This window comes from Brevibacillus reuszeri (genome assembly GCF_001187725.1).
Lineage (GTDB): Bacteria > Bacillota > Bacilli > Brevibacillales > Brevibacillaceae > Brevibacillus > Brevibacillus reuszeri.
The window spans coordinates 289,650-305,054 of the sequence record NZ_LGIQ01000007.1; the positions used below are offsets into that span (position 1 = coordinate 289,650).

General features: G+C 47.0%; 16 protein-coding genes and 1 riboswitch. Of the genes, 11 read left to right on the forward strand and 5 right to left on the reverse strand.

Annotated elements, in window-relative coordinates:
- Window positions 1-11 precede the first annotated feature (11 nt).
- Window positions 12-629, reverse strand: a complete 618-nt coding sequence (locus ADS79_RS11085) for a YhcN/YlaJ family sporulation lipoprotein (RefSeq protein ID WP_049738470.1) — start codon at window positions 627-629, stop codon at window positions 12-14.
- A 135-nt stretch (window positions 630-764) separates the two neighbouring features.
- On the opposite strand from ADS79_RS11085, the gene typA reads away from it, so the two are divergent.
- Window positions 765-2,606: a translational GTPase TypA gene (gene typA, locus ADS79_RS11090; RefSeq protein ID WP_049738471.1), complete on the forward strand. Its 1,842-nt coding sequence runs from the start codon at window positions 765-767 to the stop codon at window positions 2,604-2,606.
- An 85-nt stretch (window positions 2,607-2,691) separates the two neighbouring features.
- Here typA and ADS79_RS11095 read toward each other — a convergent pair whose 3' ends face one another.
- On the reverse strand, window positions 2,692-3,165 hold the full coding sequence (locus tag ADS79_RS11095; RefSeq protein WP_049738472.1) for a glutathione peroxidase: 474 nt from the start codon (window positions 3,163-3,165) through the stop codon (window positions 2,692-2,694).
- 417 nt (window positions 3,166-3,582) lie between these two features.
- Between ADS79_RS11095 and ADS79_RS11105 the strand changes: the two genes are divergently transcribed.
- The 3 genes from ADS79_RS11105 to ADS79_RS11115 all read left to right on the forward strand — a co-directional run bounded on the left by ADS79_RS11105 (window position 3,583) and on the right by ADS79_RS11115 (window position 5,784).
- Entirely contained in the window at window positions 3,583-3,909 is a 327-nt protein-coding gene (locus tag ADS79_RS11105) for a YlaH-like family protein (RefSeq protein WP_049738474.1), read from the forward strand.
- Window positions 3,910-3,918: 9 nt separating this feature from the next.
- The gene (locus ADS79_RS11110; protein WP_049738475.1) at window positions 3,919-4,194 is read left to right on the forward strand and encodes a hypothetical protein; all 276 of its coding nucleotides are present in this window, start codon (window positions 3,919-3,921) and stop codon (window positions 4,192-4,194) included.
- 195 nt (window positions 4,195-4,389) lie between these two features.
- Window positions 4,390-5,784 (forward strand): hypothetical protein, encoded by a 1,395-nt coding sequence (locus ADS79_RS11115; RefSeq protein ID WP_049738476.1) that lies wholly within the window; start codon window positions 4,390-4,392, stop codon window positions 5,782-5,784.
- Between the two features lie 14 nt (window positions 5,785-5,798).
- On the opposite strand, the gene ADS79_RS11120 is transcribed toward ADS79_RS11115, so the two are convergent.
- Window positions 5,799-6,128 (reverse strand): DUF5665 domain-containing protein, encoded by a 330-nt coding sequence (locus ADS79_RS11120; RefSeq protein ID WP_049738477.1) that lies wholly within the window; start codon window positions 6,126-6,128, stop codon window positions 5,799-5,801.
- A gap of 150 nt (window positions 6,129-6,278) precedes the next feature.
- Here ADS79_RS11120 and ADS79_RS11125 point away from each other — a divergent pair, with 150 nt between their 5' ends.
- From ADS79_RS11125 to ADS79_RS11135, 3 genes are all read left to right on the forward strand, one after another.
- Window positions 6,279-6,737 carry a pyridoxamine 5'-phosphate oxidase family protein gene (locus tag ADS79_RS11125; RefSeq protein ID WP_049738478.1) on the forward strand — a complete coding sequence of 153 codons (459 nt, stop codon included), beginning with the start codon at window positions 6,279-6,281 and terminating at the stop codon, window positions 6,735-6,737.
- An 84-nt stretch (window positions 6,738-6,821) separates the two neighbouring features.
- Window positions 6,822-6,941: riboswitch (SAM riboswitch) on the forward strand.
- A 96-nt stretch (window positions 6,942-7,037) separates the two neighbouring features.
- Window positions 7,038-8,201, forward strand: coding sequence for an aminotransferase class I/II-fold pyridoxal phosphate-dependent enzyme (locus tag ADS79_RS11130; protein WP_049738479.1), 1,164 nt, complete (start codon window positions 7,038-7,040; stop codon window positions 8,199-8,201).
- Window positions 8,198-9,385, forward strand: a complete 1,188-nt coding sequence (locus ADS79_RS11135) for a trans-sulfuration enzyme family protein (protein ID WP_049738480.1) — start codon at window positions 8,198-8,200, stop codon at window positions 9,383-9,385. The genes ADS79_RS11130 and ADS79_RS11135 overlap by 4 nt, the downstream gene beginning before the upstream one ends.
- 44 nt (window positions 9,386-9,429) lie before the next feature.
- On the opposite strand, the gene ADS79_RS11140 is transcribed toward ADS79_RS11135, so the two are convergent.
- Window positions 9,430-10,050, reverse strand: coding sequence for a YhcN/YlaJ family sporulation lipoprotein (locus ADS79_RS11140; protein WP_049738481.1), 621 nt, complete (start codon window positions 10,048-10,050; stop codon window positions 9,430-9,432).
- 202 nt (window positions 10,051-10,252) lie between these two features.
- Between ADS79_RS11140 and ADS79_RS11145 the strand changes: the two genes are divergently transcribed.
- Window positions 10,253-11,587, forward strand: a complete 1,335-nt coding sequence (locus tag ADS79_RS11145; protein WP_049738482.1) for a PhoH family protein — start codon at window positions 10,253-10,255, stop codon at window positions 11,585-11,587.
- Between the two features lie 322 nt (window positions 11,588-11,909).
- Here ADS79_RS11145 and ADS79_RS11150 read toward each other — a convergent pair whose 3' ends face one another.
- On the reverse strand, window positions 11,910-12,389 hold the full coding sequence (locus ADS79_RS11150; protein ID WP_049738483.1) for a DinB family protein: 480 nt from the start codon (window positions 12,387-12,389) through the stop codon (window positions 11,910-11,912).
- Window positions 12,390-12,599: 210 nt separating this feature from the next.
- Here ADS79_RS11150 and ADS79_RS11155 point away from each other — a divergent pair, with 210 nt between their 5' ends.
- The 3 genes from ADS79_RS11155 (at window position 12,600) to ADS79_RS11165 (ending at window position 15,405) form a co-directional block, all read left to right on the forward strand.
- A complete protein-coding gene (locus ADS79_RS11155) occupies window positions 12,600-13,046 on the forward strand; it encodes a hypothetical protein (protein ID WP_049738484.1) in 447 nt (148 codons plus the stop codon).
- Between the two features lie 72 nt (window positions 13,047-13,118).
- Window positions 13,119-13,655, forward strand: a complete 537-nt coding sequence (locus tag ADS79_RS11160) for a hypothetical protein (protein WP_049738485.1) — start codon at window positions 13,119-13,121, stop codon at window positions 13,653-13,655.
- A 373-nt stretch (window positions 13,656-14,028) separates the two neighbouring features.
- Complete coding sequence (locus ADS79_RS11165) at window positions 14,029-15,405, forward strand: ABC transporter permease (RefSeq protein WP_174769628.1); 1,377 nt, start codon at window positions 14,029-14,031, stop codon at window positions 15,403-15,405.

A 15,405-nucleotide genomic window follows, 5' to 3' on the forward strand; every position in this document is an offset into this window, starting at 1 on the left:
TAGAGGTTTTCTTAACGGGATGGGGTTATACCGCCATTTCTCAAGTCATGGAGCAGCTCGCGAAATTCTGTAGACGTGTTGGTTATGCTGTTCGTTGCGTTGGAATGCATGTAGACATCATTGGTCCGGTGTGTTGCCTCGTGATAAATATCAGCATGGAGGGCACGAATCCGGTTGAACGTGTTTGCATCAGAGCTTACGCGAATGTGGTACGTTGGGGCTACGGCGCGAGCTGCTGCGTGCACTTGTTGCTCGATTACACGAGCCTGTGGTTCACCTAGATTCGATCGAATGCGGATTCCGATTACTGCATCTGTCCCACTTACCACAACCGTTGCTCTATCCACACCCGGCACGTCATCTGCTGCTTTTGTCAATTGTTCTGATAAATTTTGATTAAAGCCATTGGCTGTATACCCACTTCGATAATTATGGGCGTTGATTCCTGTAGATGGAGTATCAAAACCAAGCGTGTTGATGCGCTGGGGGGCTGTGGTATGCGGATAAGCTGCATTTTGTGTATGGGGAGCGGTCGTTTTCGAAGGTCCCGTACTTGAATTCGCACATCCAGCCATGGCAGTAGAGACGGCGATCAGACCAGCCAGACAAATAAGACCGTTCATTTTCATGGGTAGACACCTCCATCACTTAGTATGATGAAATTGGTGAACACTACTCTGGAAGTGGCTGCCGTAAAAACTACCCATTGTGCCATGTTTCACGACCTGTTAATATGAATGGTATGCTTAAACTAGGAGGTTCACATGAAGCGTCTTGACATACGCAACATCGCCATTATTGCCCACGTTGACCACGGGAAAACTACATTGGTTGACAAACTGTTGATTCAATCGGGCACATTCCGCAGCAACCAGCAGGTAGAGGAGAGAATGATGGACTCCAATGACCTGGAACGCGAGCGCGGAATTACCATCTTGGCTAAAACTACGTCGGTAAAATACAATGAGTTTACGATTAACATTTTGGATACACCGGGTCACGCTGACTTCGGCGGTGAAGTTGAGCGGATCATGAGCATGGTAGACGGTGTTCTGTTGATCGTTGATGCTTTTGAAGGCTGTATGCCACAAACCCGTTTCGTTTTGAAAAAAGCATTGGAAGCCAAAGTAACCCCAATTGTTGTCGTGAACAAAGTAGACCGCGACAATGCCCGCCCACAAGAAGTAATCAACGAAGTATACGATTTGTTCATTGACCTGGACGCTACAGAGGATCAATTGGAATTCCCAATCGTATATGCTTCTGGACTGCAAGGGATCGCTGGAATGGAGCCAGACAAGCTCGAAGGCGATCTGCGCCCACTGTTCGATACCATTATTGAACATATGCCTGCACCTGACGCAGACGAAAATGCCCCCCTCCAAATGCAAGTAACCATGCTTGACTATAACGACTTCCTGGGTCGTATCGGTATAGGTCGTATTTATCGCGGAACGATGAACCTGAATGAAATGGTTTCCGTTACCACTCGCGATGGCGAAGTGAAGAAAATGCGTATTCAAAAGCTGTTCGGTTTTTCTGGTTTGCAGCGTGTTGAGCAAAAAACAGCAAAAGCGGGAGATATCGTAGCGATTGCCGGTTTGGCTGATATCAACGTTGGGGAAACGGTTTGTCACGTCGATCACCCAGACGCATTGCCTCTTTTGAAAATCGATGAGCCTACCCTGCAAATGACGTTCTTGGTTAACAATAGTCCATTTGCTGGTCGTGAAGGTAAACACGTTACTTCCCGTAAGCTGCGCGATCGCCTGATGGCTGAGCTTGAGACGGATGTATCTCTTCGTGTGGAAGAAACAGATTCACCAGATGCGTTTGTTGTATCTGGCCGCGGCGAATTGCATCTGTCCATCCTCGTGGAAAATATGCGCCGTGAAGGCTTCGAGCTAGGCGTATCCAAACCGGAAGTAATCGTTCGTCTCATCGACGGGCAAAAAATGGAGCCAGCCGAGTTTTTGGTGATTGACGTTCCAGAAGAATACACAGGTCCGGTCATGGAAACGCTGGGACAACGCAAAGCTGAAATGGTGAACATGATCAACAACGGCTTTGGACAAGTTCGTTTGGAATTTATCATTCCATCCCGCGGATTGATTGGCTATCGTACGGAATTCTTGACGATTACGCGTGGATACGGCATTTTGAACCACTCCTTTGATAGCTATCGCCCACTGGTTCAAGGACCGGTTGGAGGTCGTCACGCAGGTGTTCTGATTTCCCACGAAACGGGTACAGCAACCACGTACGGCCTGATGTCTGTAGAAGACCGTGGTATCATGTTTATCCAGGCAGGTACTGAGGTTTATGAAGGGATGATCGTTGGGGAGCACAATCGCGATAACGATCTGACTGTAAACGTATGTAAAGAAAAGCATGCGACAAACGTTCGTTCTGCAACCAAGGATGAAACCGTAAAAATGAAAACACCACGTCTCTTGACGCTGGAAGAAGCGTTGGAGTACTTGAATGATGATGAGCTTTGTGAAGTAACACCTCAGTCCGTCCGTCTGCGCAAAAAGTATCTGAACAAATCAGACCGCGAACGTTATGAGAAGCAAAGACGTTGGGAAGCACAGCCACAAGCGTAAGGCTTGCCAGGCATATGAAAGAGCCGCACGTCCTGTTAAGGGACCGTGCGGCTTTTTGTTTACATATAACGAAACGTTGTCTTTCTTATAGAAGAGCTTCGATATCAGCCGCGATTTCCTCAGGCTGCACGCGGGCGCCAATCCGCTTTGCAATTTTGCCGTTTTGATCGATGAGGAATTTGGCGAAGTTCCATTCAATGTCCTGGCTCTCTCCATCGGGTGTATTCGTTTTGAGGAATTGATAGAGCGGATGGGTATCTGGACCGTTTACATCAATTTTTGCAAACATCGGGAAGGTTACGCCGTAGGTTCGATCACAAAAAGCTGCAATCTCTTCCTCGGTGCCTGGTTCTTGGCCAGCAAATTGGTTGCATGGGAACCCAAGCACGACAAGTCCTTTGCTTTGATAACGCTCATACAGGTCTTGAAGTCCCTTGTACTGAGGAGTCAAACCGCAGGCACTCGCTGTATTTACGATGAGGAGTACTTTTCCTTTGTAATCTGCAAGTGTCTTTTCTTCTCCGGAAATAGTTTTTACAGAAAGATCGTACAGGCTCATGCTTTTCCCACCTTTTTCTATGTAAGTGCCACCATCATAACATGTCCATCTTTATTCGTGCCAGCCTGCAGGTGTCGGTGAAAATCCGAGGCTTTCCATTTTTGACAGGGCAACAACCACCTGATAAAGTAAAATGGTAGATATTGATGTGCTGCACCGGGTAGCAAAGGAGTCGCCGCAGGACTGTAAGCCAAGTCCGATAAGCGATTTCCTGGACAACAAGCGTCTTTTGCAGAAAGTGACTATTCGCTTCATTCTGGAAGATCTATACATTGTGTTATGTATATGGGGAATCAGGACGAAAGATGGAGGAGACAAGCTCGTTTGCGTTTTATCCGACTTGGATGCTCTGCTGGAACTTTTTGCACGGCCCTGCGTGACAAAAGCTAGTCGTGCGCTCAACTGAAGGGGGATATTATGGACTGGGTACAACTTGCTTCTACATATGTACCAGCGAATCCGGATCAACTGTCTGCTTTTGACAGCTTTCGACTCTGGGCCGATCACAATCGGGCGTGGATCTTATTTGTTCAATTAATACTTGTTTACTATCTGGGCTTCGCCACTCGGATTCGGATGCCGATCCTCAAGACGATTTTCCTGTATGTCCTGTTGTTTGCAGGAGCACTCATTTTCGCTATTTTGGACGTACAGCTGCCAGTGAAAAGTGCAATGCTGGTCGCAATCGCGATCCTGGTCATTGTCAAGCTGCGAATCAAGCCAGAGCAAACCCAAAGAAAGTGAGGCATTCACATGAAACGGGAAGACGTCCTGATCAACTGGCTGCAAATTAAAGTAGTTGCAGACGCCAGACCAACGGATCAATCTGCATTGGACACGGCTGCTTTTTTTCTCCAATTGCTCCAAGAGGATCACTTGATTCATGAGCTCGGATATCGAAAGGAAGGCGGCAGGTATGTTTTGTTTGGTCTATCAGAGTCTGGACCATGGGAAAGCCAATACCCCGTAGAAATCGTAGAATCCTTGCTGATCGCTATCGAAAGCGAACCAAAGTACAATCAATCATGAAGTAGAAAGTAAACTCCTCCAGCATTGAGCCAAGAGCTCAACCAGGCTGAGAGGAGTTTTTTTGATTATTATGCTTTGGTTGTAGGTACTAAGACTCGTTTTTTGTACCGATGCAACTTTTTCCAAAGGCTCGGCGTCAGTAACTGTGCCCAAAGCAACATTATGATATTGGCAATATAGAAGGGGGATTTACCAATGAAAAAGTACGTGACCAAGCCGGTATTGGCAGTTGTGGCTGCGGCAGCCATTATCGGTGGTGTTACACCATTTTTGGCCAATGCAAGCTCAATTGCCTCGCCAAGTGCGACAAAGGTTGTCATGAATGACGAAGGCAAGCAAGTGACTCGTTACAATCTCAAGGAATTGGCTAAAAACGACCCAACGACATTAAATATGCTTCTGAAAAACCAGGCCGATCATTTGTATATCATCGTAGACAGCATTCATCTGAATACGAAGCTGCAAACGTATATGGAAGAGAATAAAGAAGAGTGGGAGCGTATTTACAACCAATACTACAGCGAGATTTGGCTGGAGGTCCGTTTCGCAGAAGCGAAAGAAGAAATTGTAAGTGTTAGCGCTCAGACGAAAGATAATAAAGTATACATCAGAGGAATCGTGACGCCAGAGGTAACCAAGGTAGTCGTCACAAAGCCGGATGGCGGAACGATCGATGTGGTTCCAACCAGCGAGCATTCCTTTACCGTAACCTTCGCGGCTTTAGGCAGTGTTACCAAACAATACGTGACGATCAATGCCTATGCAGGCAAAACCCTTGTTGATAGTGAAAAGGTAGAGCTGATCCCGCAAGCTGTGGAAGAAGCGCATATGATTCTCCATACGGTAACCGTACTGGATGCGAAAAAAGAAGAGCTAAAGATCAAGGGCGTAGTGAAGCAAGGCGCTGATAAAGTCTATGTGACCTACAATGGTGAGAAAAAAGAAGCAGGAGTAAAAAAGCTGTGGGATGGCGTAGGTAGCTTTTCCGCTACATTGAAGAATGTAGCGCCTGGAGCAGACAAGGCGCTTGTTGAGCTGTACAAAAATGGCAAAAAAATTGACTCTGCCTCTGTAGATGTGGAGGTTGTCAATGCTCCTGCAAAAGAAGAGGAGAAAGCTTACGCCATCACGGGAACTGCTGTACTTGATCCTAAAAACAAAATGGTTCAGGTAAAGGGTTCAATTGCTGGATGGAGCAAAAAGGATAAAACCAAATTGGTCGTTCTTGCACCGGACGGAAAGAAGCAAGAGGTCAAGCCGAATGACAAAGGCGAATTTGAAATCAAGCTGTCATTCAAAAATCGCTCCTACAGTGCAAAAACGGTTCATTTTGAGCTGTATCAGGAAGATAAGCTAGTGAAGCAGGCAGACATTTTCCATAGTACAAAAGTAGTTGTCAAGCCTGGAGATCATGATGACGATCACGACGATGATGACAAGGATAAAAAAGAGAAAAAAGAAAAAGGGAAGGAAAAAGATAATCATCCCAATGGAAATGCATATGGATATTGGAAAAAGCATGACCAGAATTGGGATGGTCAAAATGACGATGACAACAAAGAGCGTGACCACAAAGAACGTGGTAAGTAGGTCATGACTATTCTTTAAGGCTTTTGATAGGACTGCACGTATTCAATCAACTGTCGTATGAAATCTCCGATGATCGGGACAGAAAGAAATTGTGTCAATAGCGAGCCAAGCAGCGCAAGAACAATGGCGGTACCAATTGTTAAACCAAGACCCCGGGCAAGACCTGCGAGGAAATTAATCCAGAGCAGCTTGCGCGGGGCTGTATAGTTTTGGATCACATCAGCTAATCGTATATCTTCTAGAAACATGGCTATTTTATGCATCCGTTCGTTCAGCTCGCGAACCTCGTGGAGCTCCCGGAGCATCTGATCAATTTGTGCAAGCATGCGTTCTGTAGGTGACATGCGTCCAACCTCCTTGTTCGTTATGGGGCTTGGTTATCTACCAGTTTAAGGGAAAAGTCTTGGTAGAATCAAGCGACCGAGGTAACGTTTGCCTACTACCCTTGTAGGGAGGTACAATAGAGATACAAAACTTTACAAGGAGGGATCGGAATGGCTGAAACCGTTTCCCGATCATTGTCTGAAGAATTATTTGCGCTCTTGCAAAAGGAGCGTTTCATTACTTTAGGTACAATCGACCATGAATCGGGTGCACCATCGCTCAGCTCCTTGTCTTGGACCTTTGCGCCGAATGTTGAGTCGATACGCTTTGCTGTGGACAACCGCTCCCGAATATTAGCCAATATCGCAAAAGAACCGCAAGTGGTGCTCCATCTGATCGGGGCTGGTTCTTCATTTGCCATTAATGGAAAGGCTGTTCTCAAAACCGAACGGTTGGAAGAGGTGCCGCTCAAACTGGCGATGGTTGAAATCACCATCGAAGCGATTCGAGACATTATGTTCTATGGTTCCCGTATTTCGGTCGAACCACAATATGAAAAGACGTATGATAAAAATGCAGCGGCCAAGCTGGACAATCAAGTGATGGCAGCTCTCAAAAACGCGAAATAAGCTGTGAAAAGGATTTGTGGAAAATCCTGTTGACAAAAAAGCGGACTATCCGTTAGTATTAAGCAATCAAATTGAATAGCAATCTTCTTATCCAGAGCGGCGGAGGGACTGGCCCGATGATGCCCGGCAACCAATCACCTGTAACATACAGGGAGATAATGGTGCTAATTCCTGCAGAGTTATTCAAACTCTGAAAGATGAGAAGGTCTTGCTTACGGAAACGTAATCAAAGCCTTCTTTCAGAGGAAAGGGGGCTTTTTTTCATGCCCCTCGAACACCAATGGAGGGAGAGAAATTTAGATGCAATTGGAAACTAAACTCGTTCAGGCAGGCGTGGGAAAAGATGAAAAAACAGGGGCGGTTAACTTCCCCGTCTATTATGCTACCGCTTATCGTCATCCAACCTTGGGACAGAGTACAGGATATGATTATACGCGTACGGCAAATCCAACCCGCTCTGTACTGGAGGAGACAATCGCCGAAGCAGAATCAGGTGATGCAGGCTTTGCATGTGCTTCGGGAATGGCTGCGGTTCATACTGTAATGGGCTTGTTTTCCCAGGGGGACCATCTGATTGTTTCACTTGATTTATACGGAGGAACCTATCGCCTGTTTGAGCAGGTGCTCTCACGTTATGGCTTGACCTTTACGTATGTAGATTTGCGAGATATCCAAAAAGTAGCAGAAGCGGTTCGTCCGGAAACGAAAGCGATCTTTGTCGAGACGCCTACGAATCCGTTGATGCAGATAACAGATATACGAGAAGTAGTACAGCTGGCAAAGCGGCATGAGCTATTGACGATTGTAGACAATACGTTCATGACTCCTTATTGTCAACGCCCACTTGAATTAGGAGCAGATATCGTGCTGCATAGTGCAACCAAATATTTGGGGGGACATAACGATGTTCTCGCAGGCTTGATTGTAACAAAAGGGAGCCAGTTATCTGAAAAGATCAGGTTTTTGCATAATTCGATCGGGGCAGTGCTGGGACCACAGGATAGCTGGCTACTTGTTCGCGGGATGAAGACATTGGCTCTGCGAATGGAGCGTCACCAATCCAATGCATTTGCAGTAGCGAGTAAGCTCAAAGAGCATTCGGCCGTGACAGAGGTCTTTTATCCTGGCCTGGCCGAGCATCCAGATCATGACGTGCAAAAAAGCCAAGCGAGCGGCTTTAGCGGCATGGTATCGTTTCGGTTGAAATCGGTTGATCAGGTAGGCGTGTTTTTGCAAAACCTGCGTCTGGTATCCTTCGCGGAAAGCTTGGGTGGTGTAGAGTCGTTATGTACATACCCTACGACGCAGACACATGCGGATATTCCGCAAGAAATTCGGGAGTATGTCGGGGTGTGCGACAGACTTTTACGGTTGTCAGTCGGGATTGAGCACCCGGATGATCTGGTGGCGGATCTCACGCAAGCTTTGGATGCAAGTCTTGTGGTTGGGGGGGCTGTACGATGAATTTTGCGACAAAAGTATTGCATGGTACTTCCTGCTTTGATCCAGTTACTGGTGCATCGTCCGTGCCGATTTATCAAGCCTCTACCTTCCATCAGGCAGATTTGGACCAGCCTCCTGCATTTGATTACGCACGCTCGGGCAACCCGACCAGGGCGGCACTGGAAGAGGCGATTGCAGGTTTAGAAGGGGGAGAGCGAGGCTTTGCTTTCGCTTCGGGAATGGCAGCCATCTCCAGTGTATTCATGCTCTTTTCGGCAGGAGACCACGTTATAGTGGCAGAGGATGTATACGGGGGAACCTTCCGCTTTTTGACCCGAGTCTTATCGAGAATGGGGATCTCGGTGACCTTTGTTGATGCGAGCTCGACCGATGCGGTACGTGCAGCGATTACACCCGAGACAAAAGGGATTTACCTGGAAACCCCCTCGAATCCAACCTTAAAAGTAACCGACATCGCAGCCGTCTGTCGGATTGCCAAACAGCAAGACCTGCTCGTGATCGTGGACAATACGTTCATGACGCCTTATTACCAGCGCCCGCTAGAACTGGGGGCCGATGTCGTGATTCACAGCGCCACCAAGTTCATTGGCGGACACAGTGATGTTGTTGCTGGATTGGCCGTCACTCGTGATGCTGCTCTGGGAGAACAGCTCTATTTCATTCAGAACGGCATGGGAGCCATTCTGGGTGTGCAGGATTGCTGGCTGGTGATGAGAGGACTTAAAACGCTCAAGGCACGCCTGGACGTCAGTACGAATACAGCGGATCAATTGGCGCATTGGCTTGAGGCCCATCCTGAAATCACACACGTGTACTATACGGGCCTGCAGGACCATCCAGGGCATCAAATTCAAGCAAGCCAGTCGAGCGGGCATGGAGCCGTGCTTTCCTTTGATGTAGGCAGTCGGGAGCGGGCGAAGGCGCTGTTTGATCGGGTAAAGCTGCCGATTGTAGCGGTCAGTCTCGGTGCAGTGGAAACGATTCTTTCTTATCCTGTTACAATGTCGCATGCAGCCATGCCTGCCGAGGAGCGCGCAGCTCGTGGTATCACGGATGGACTCATTCGTCTTTCTGCCGGCCTGGAGGACGTCAACGATTTGATTGAGGATTTGAAGCAGGCATTGGAATATCTGCCGCCACTCCCAAAAATAGAGGAACAAAAAGAGGCATTCTCCCGGGCTTAGCCTGAGGGGAATGCCTCTTTCTTTTGCAAAGCACAACCTAGACTTTATGGTGTAGTCCCGCGATTGACGTTAATCTTGTTATTTCCATGCGGCGTTGCTTTGCCATCCTTATTCATACGCTGTTCATTTGTCTTTGTCGTAGGCTCTTCCTTTTTTTTCACATTTCTCGGCAGCTGAGGAATGATGCGACCTACGATATCTGCGAGCTCTTCAGCAAATCCGGAGACAGGGTGGCCCTGACGAATATCAGCAGCCATTTCCTTCAGACGCTGCACAATGTCAATATCTGCGGTGACGACTGCATTTGCACCCTGAGGGTCTTCCTTGAGGGCTTCCGCAACGGAGTATTTGATTACTCCGACTTCAGGACGATCGAGATGAGCATCTACGTCAATGCCAACGACAGCCAGCTTTCCGATGACGACAGCCGTAGCGCCATGAACCTTTTTCACACGTGTAGCGAGCTGTACAAGGCGATCCGCTGTCGCCTGCGATGACTGGTTATAAGCAGGCGCTGGGGTAGTTTGCTGTACGCGTTGCGTATGGGGGGCTTGTTGATTGGGCTGTGGCGCAGCCTGATTCGCCGGTGGTTTATTGCTCGACATGCATGCAGTTAGCAGCAAGCAAACACCGAGGCAGCCGATTACGATCCGTTTCACAGGCATTCTCCCTTTCCCGGTATTGCCTTCCTCGTTGCGGAGGGCAGGGTTACAAGTATTGTGTTCCCTGCTGCCTGATTTCATTCTGGCAATGGTCCGTCTATCTGTGGGACAGTGAACATAGACTTTAGTACATCACGTCGCCACACTTGAGCATCCCTCCAAAAATTGCATAGGGTATATAAGATGGGTATTAGGAGGCGAGATTTTGAAGAAAATCTACGTACTGGACACCAACGTACTCCTGCAAGATCCACGGGCGATGTTTTCCTTCGCTGACAACGAGATTGTCATACCCGCTGTGGTGTTGGAAGAAGTCGATTCCAAAAAGAGGTACATGGATGAAATTGGCCGCAACGCTCGGTACGTATCGCGGCTTCTGGACAGCTTCCGGGAATTGGGGCACTTGCATACCGGAATAACGTTAGAAACAGGGGGGTTATTCCGTGTAGAGCTGAACCACTCGTCCCTGCACAAGCTGCAGAAGCAATTTACAGAAATGACGAATGACAACCGTATTTTGGCGGTTGCCCTAAATTTGCAGGAGGAAGAAAATCTGGCACCACAGCCTCGACCAGTCATTCTCGTCAGCAAGGACGCATTGATGCGCGTCAAAGCTGATGCCCTGAATATATCCGCAGAGGATTTTCTCTCGGATCGGGTTGTCGGCGAGCATTCCAGTATTTACACCGGGTATCAAAAAATGATGGTGGCATCCGAGATCATCAAGACGTACTACACAACAAGAAAGCTGCAGTTAGCCTCCTGTTTTCCTCGTTACCGTTTTTACCCCCATCAATTCCTGGTGCTAAAGGATGAGTTGAATCCGTCGATCTCTGCCATCGGCAAGGTAGACAATGATGGAAAGTCATTGGAGATGCTTGTATCAGATGATGATCCGATTTGGGGAATTCGCGCTCGTAACGTGCAGCAGCGTATGGCTACGGAATTACTACTTCGGGATGATATTCCGCTCGTCACCATGACGGGCAAGGCCGGAACTGGAAAAACCCTGCTGGCATTGGCCGCAGGTTTACTACAAATTGAGGATCAGCAGAAATACAAAAAGCTTTTGGTGGCGAGGCCCATCGTTCCACTTGGAAAAGACATCGGTTATTTGCCCGGCGAAAAGGAAGAAAAGCTGCGGCCGTGGATGCAACCGATTTATGATAATTTAGAATATTTATTTAACACGAAGCGCCCAGGTGATCTGGATAAAATTCTTGCCGGAATGGGGAGCTTGCAGGTAGAGGCACTGACCTATATTCGCGGACGCTCCATTCCAGGTCAATTCATTATCATCGATGAAGCGCAAAACCTAACCAAACACGAGGTGAAAACGATATTGACTCGCGTAGGCGACGGGTCAAAAATCGTCTTGATGGGCGATCCGGAACAGATTGACCATCCGTATCTGGATGAAAGCAACAATGGTCTGACGTACGTAGTGGAAGTATTTAAGGATCAAAAGCTGGCAGGGCATATCCGTCTGGAAAAAGGAGAGCGCAGTGTACTTGCTCAGTTGGCCGCAGATTTATTGTAGAGCCTCGTGTATAGAATCTTAAAAACGGTTCATACTAGTTCTTGTCGAGCCCGATGATTCTTGTTAAACCGGCGCATAGCCTTGCAGGAGGCGAAGATCCGTGGATAACGATGATCAAGCAGTTGACGAAAGTCACAATGGCGAAAACCGATTCCTTTAGATAACTTTTCTCTACTATGGAGGTTGAAGTGCTAAAGAGAATAACCGGTAGTACCCCATAAAAGCAATTGGGCTCGACAAAGGACCGCTCCCTTCTTGGGGGCGGTTTTCTATTTGGACATAAAAAGAACGCGGGAGCAGCTTCCCCACGTTCTATGGTGATCTATTTGGTACCTGCTGCGATTCCTTTGCGTAATCCGGAAATACATCCCATATGCATGCCTTCATGGTATAGAGTGAAGGTCAGCATTTCGCCATAGGTGTGAATCGTGCCTTTGTCGCCCAGTTTAAATGGCTGCTGCAACGGCTCATTCAATCGATCCTGCAAACCTTCCTTGATCCGAGCTTTCTGTTCCTTAAATTGCGCAGCTAGTGTCTCCAATGAAGGAATATCACCTTGCCAATCGGCAGGCTTGGTGGCGGGAGCAAACAAGGCACCGTAGGCTGGTGGTAGCTGAGCTCCGGTAGGACCAAACAGCAGGAAATCCTGACACAATAGGATATGTCCCAGGTTCCAGCGAATATTATTTTTGAAATTGTCTGGAATGATGTCTGCTGTTTCTTCGTCAATGTTTTCCAGTGTAGCCAGCGTCATACCACGAATCAAATCGTATTGATTCCAAATGAATGCTTGATCTTGCATGGAAAATGACCACCTTTCCTTTAGGTAGAATACCATTCTCATGTTACAGCAAAACAGGCTTGTCGGAAACAACATGCAGCTTGTTTTTTTAGAAAATTCTCACCGATCAAAAGTATAAACGCAGCTGCCCAAATGGCATGGGGCGTAGCCATGTTTTTTAAGCAAGTTGTCCCCGTCTGACCATATATATGTGATAGGGGAGGGGAAAAGATGGTCACTCTGGATTCTTCGATCGCTTTTTTAATTTATATTACGGCAGTATCGAGTGCTGCTGCAGGTGTAACTGAGGCATGCAAGTCTATCGTCCCTTTTTTAGCCACAGATTACGAGGCGAAAAACGACTGCTGGGAGGATCACAATCATGCTGCGAGACTCATGCATCACAAAAGATTTTTTAATCTGCTCATTTCTGTTGTTGCAGCGAGTGGAATATTCGGGATGCTTGGCCTCGATCCAGCTCTGATCCTCACAGGTGCCCCCTCAGCCTATGTGGAAGACTCCTGGCAAGTCGGTACATGGCTCTGGGGAATTGTTGCGGTTTTTGGCTCTCCGTTTTTTGCCTCCTTGTTGAAAATTTTAGAGGGTTTTAAACAAAGTGTGAACAACAATCAGCCCCCCAATCGCCCCCGTCAAAAGGTAAGCGGTCCACGAGAATAAGACTCCTTGCTCCTAGCCGGTTGGTAAGGTAAGATAAGCGATGTACATACCGGGCTAGAGTAGGTGAGCAGAATGAATAGTAGAAAAACGTATCGTTTCCTGGCCATTTTCGTAGCAGTGATATTGATGCTGGTCGCATGTTCCGCACAAAATGAGGGAGCAGGCTCTTTTGATCCAGAAAATCAAAAGGAATATGGCATAAACGGTATTTATCTCGGCCAGAATATTAAAGAAGCGATGGACCTTTTGAAACCGAGCAAGGCTGATTTCATGGACATGGTAACAAGAGAAAGCTACACAGTTGATCAGATGGCAACTGGTGCAGGGGAAGCCGTTATGGGCATGCTGCTCGTGAACCGCACTCAGGTGATTGTTAAGGTGAAGAAGGGCGAACTCCAATCGATTATGCTCGGTGGAGTTGCCAAGGAAGACGCCGAAATGCTAAAGACATATCGTGGCCTTGCCATGTATGACAGTGTTGAGAAAATGAAGAAGCTGTATGGTGAGGCGACTGGAGAAAAAGAGGTCGTATATAAAGGAAGCAAGTATATGGCCAATTTTGGTATTACGGATAACAAGGTTGTCTGGTTTCGATTTGATCAATTGTAGTCGCGGACCGTCTACTTTCCATGTGTTGGAGGGTGACGGTTTTTTCGTGGCTGGATGGCCAACTTGAACAAATAAATGTTTCACGAATGTATTGACTGTTCAAACGGATTTTTATAGAATGAATCAAGTGCATATAATTCAAACTAAACAACTTGGAATTGTATGAATTATAACGTGCAACCTTATCTTCATATTTTCAGCTGACCCGACAACGGGAAGCAAACTGATCGCAGTTTGTTTCTTGTTGTCTTTTTTAATTTCCGTTGGAGGTTGGTGTATGGCCAATATCAATACAGAGCGCATTGCACAGGAGGAGCCAAAAACAACAGGCGCTCCAAATGTTCGAGATCGGATTGGGATTACCTATGAAAAAATGCTGAAAAATCAGCTCTACAAAATTCTTCTCTTCGTTTCCGGATTACCGATTAATCTGATTGTCTCGGTTGTCTTTTTCATTCAAAAGCAATCTGATCCTTATTTCAAATGGCGAGAGGAAACAAAGCTTCGCTTACGCAAAGCAGGAGTAGAGGAGCAGCTTGCGGCGGATATACGCTATGAGCTCACGACCAAATACCTCTTTTTCAATAAGCAGATAAACGAAAGAAAGCTGCAAGCAGAAACAAAAAAGCTCGTCGAAAAAGTGTTTCAAGAACAGGTTGCCACTCATGTCGACGAAGCAATGAAAGCTGCCAGAATCAATAAAGTTACCTATGGAAGTACGTTTTCCAAGCTGATTAAAAATCCGCTGTTTTTCGCAGCGTCCCTCATCCCCGGACTCTTGATGTATGTGTTCATTGCGATTTACAGCAAGCCGTATTTGAAATATGTATTTGATCGATTGGTCATGATGGTCTTTGTCATTTTCGGTGTGACGTTTCTCGTTTTTACGATCCTGTACTTGTCACCCTTGGACCCTGCGGCGAACATTCTCGGGCAGACGGCTACACCTGAGCAGCTAAAGCACTTTAATCAGGTTTATGGTCTGGATCAGCCTTATCTCGTCCAATTATGGAACTCGTTTAAAGGACTCATTACGTTTGATCTCGGCAAATCGTTCGCGGGCAACGAAACTGTATCAACGGAAATTATGCGCAAGCTGCCGATTACACTTCAACTGACAGTCATTTCTTTGATCATTGCCATTTGTATGGCGATCCCATCTGGGCTTATTTCAGCCACGAGGCAGTATTCTTTCTTTGATTATGGCTTTATGGTCCTTGTTCTGCTCGGTTTATCCATTCCAGATTTTTGGCAAGGACTCGTTGCGATCTTGTACTTTTCCATCAAGGTCCAATGGCTCCCGGCTACCTTTAATCCAGACAACTGGCTATCTGTCATTAATCCAGCTATCGTTTTGGGAACTGGACTGGCGGCATCGGTAGCGAGAATGACGAGGTCATCTACCCTCGAGGTGATTCACCAAGATTACATCGTGACAGCAAAAGCAAAGGGGCTGAGTGAGCGAAAAGTCATTCTGAAGCATGCGTTGGGAAACGCACTTATCCCGATCGTTACAGTAATCGGCTTGCAATTTGGCGGTATGCTAGGCGGAGCTGCGGTAACTGAAAAAGTATTTAACATCAACGGAATCGGCAGCTACATTGTCGACAAGCAGTTTATTCCGGATATTCCGGGGATTTTGGCTGGTGTCATTTATGTAGCAGTGACCATTTCGATCGTCAATTTGATCGTGGATTTGCTGTACGCTTTTCTCGATCCGCGGATTCGATCCAAAATAAATGATTACTAA

What these genes read in the sequence shown, in the direction of transcription:
- ADS79_RS11085 (WP_049738470.1), bottom strand. Translation starts at nt 629, where the DNA reads ATGAAAATGAACGGTCTTATTTGTCTGGCTGGTCTGATCGCCGTCTCT.
- typA (WP_049738471.1), top strand. Translation starts at nt 765, where the DNA reads ATGAAGCGTCTTGACATACGCAACATCGCCATTATTGCCCACGTTGAC.
- ADS79_RS11095 (WP_049738472.1), bottom strand. Translation starts at nt 3,165, where the DNA reads ATGAGCCTGTACGATCTTTCTGTAAAAACTATTTCCGGAGAAGAAAAG.
- ADS79_RS11105 (WP_049738474.1), top strand. Translation starts at nt 3,583, where the DNA reads ATGGACTGGGTACAACTTGCTTCTACATATGTACCAGCGAATCCGGAT.
- ADS79_RS11110 (WP_049738475.1), top strand. Translation starts at nt 3,919, where the DNA reads ATGAAACGGGAAGACGTCCTGATCAACTGGCTGCAAATTAAAGTAGTT.
- ADS79_RS11115 (WP_049738476.1), top strand. Translation starts at nt 4,390, where the DNA reads ATGAAAAAGTACGTGACCAAGCCGGTATTGGCAGTTGTGGCTGCGGCA.
- ADS79_RS11120 (WP_049738477.1), bottom strand. Translation starts at nt 6,128, where the DNA reads ATGTCACCTACAGAACGCATGCTTGCACAAATTGATCAGATGCTCCGG.
- ADS79_RS11125 (WP_049738478.1), top strand. Translation starts at nt 6,279, where the DNA reads ATGGCTGAAACCGTTTCCCGATCATTGTCTGAAGAATTATTTGCGCTC.
- ADS79_RS11130 (WP_049738479.1), top strand. Translation starts at nt 7,038, where the DNA reads ATGCAATTGGAAACTAAACTCGTTCAGGCAGGCGTGGGAAAAGATGAA.
- ADS79_RS11135 (WP_049738480.1), top strand. Translation starts at nt 8,198, where the DNA reads ATGAATTTTGCGACAAAAGTATTGCATGGTACTTCCTGCTTTGATCCA.
- ADS79_RS11140 (WP_049738481.1), bottom strand. Translation starts at nt 10,050, where the DNA reads ATGCCTGTGAAACGGATCGTAATCGGCTGCCTCGGTGTTTGCTTGCTG.
- ADS79_RS11150 (WP_049738483.1), bottom strand. Translation starts at nt 12,389, where the DNA reads ATGCAAGATCAAGCATTCATTTGGAATCAATACGATTTGATTCGTGGT.
- ADS79_RS11155 (WP_049738484.1), top strand. Translation starts at nt 12,600, where the DNA reads ATGGTCACTCTGGATTCTTCGATCGCTTTTTTAATTTATATTACGGCA.
- ADS79_RS11160 (WP_049738485.1), top strand. Translation starts at nt 13,119, where the DNA reads ATGAATAGTAGAAAAACGTATCGTTTCCTGGCCATTTTCGTAGCAGTG.
- ADS79_RS11165 (WP_174769628.1), top strand. Translation starts at nt 14,029, where the DNA reads ATGCTGAAAAATCAGCTCTACAAAATTCTTCTCTTCGTTTCCGGATTA.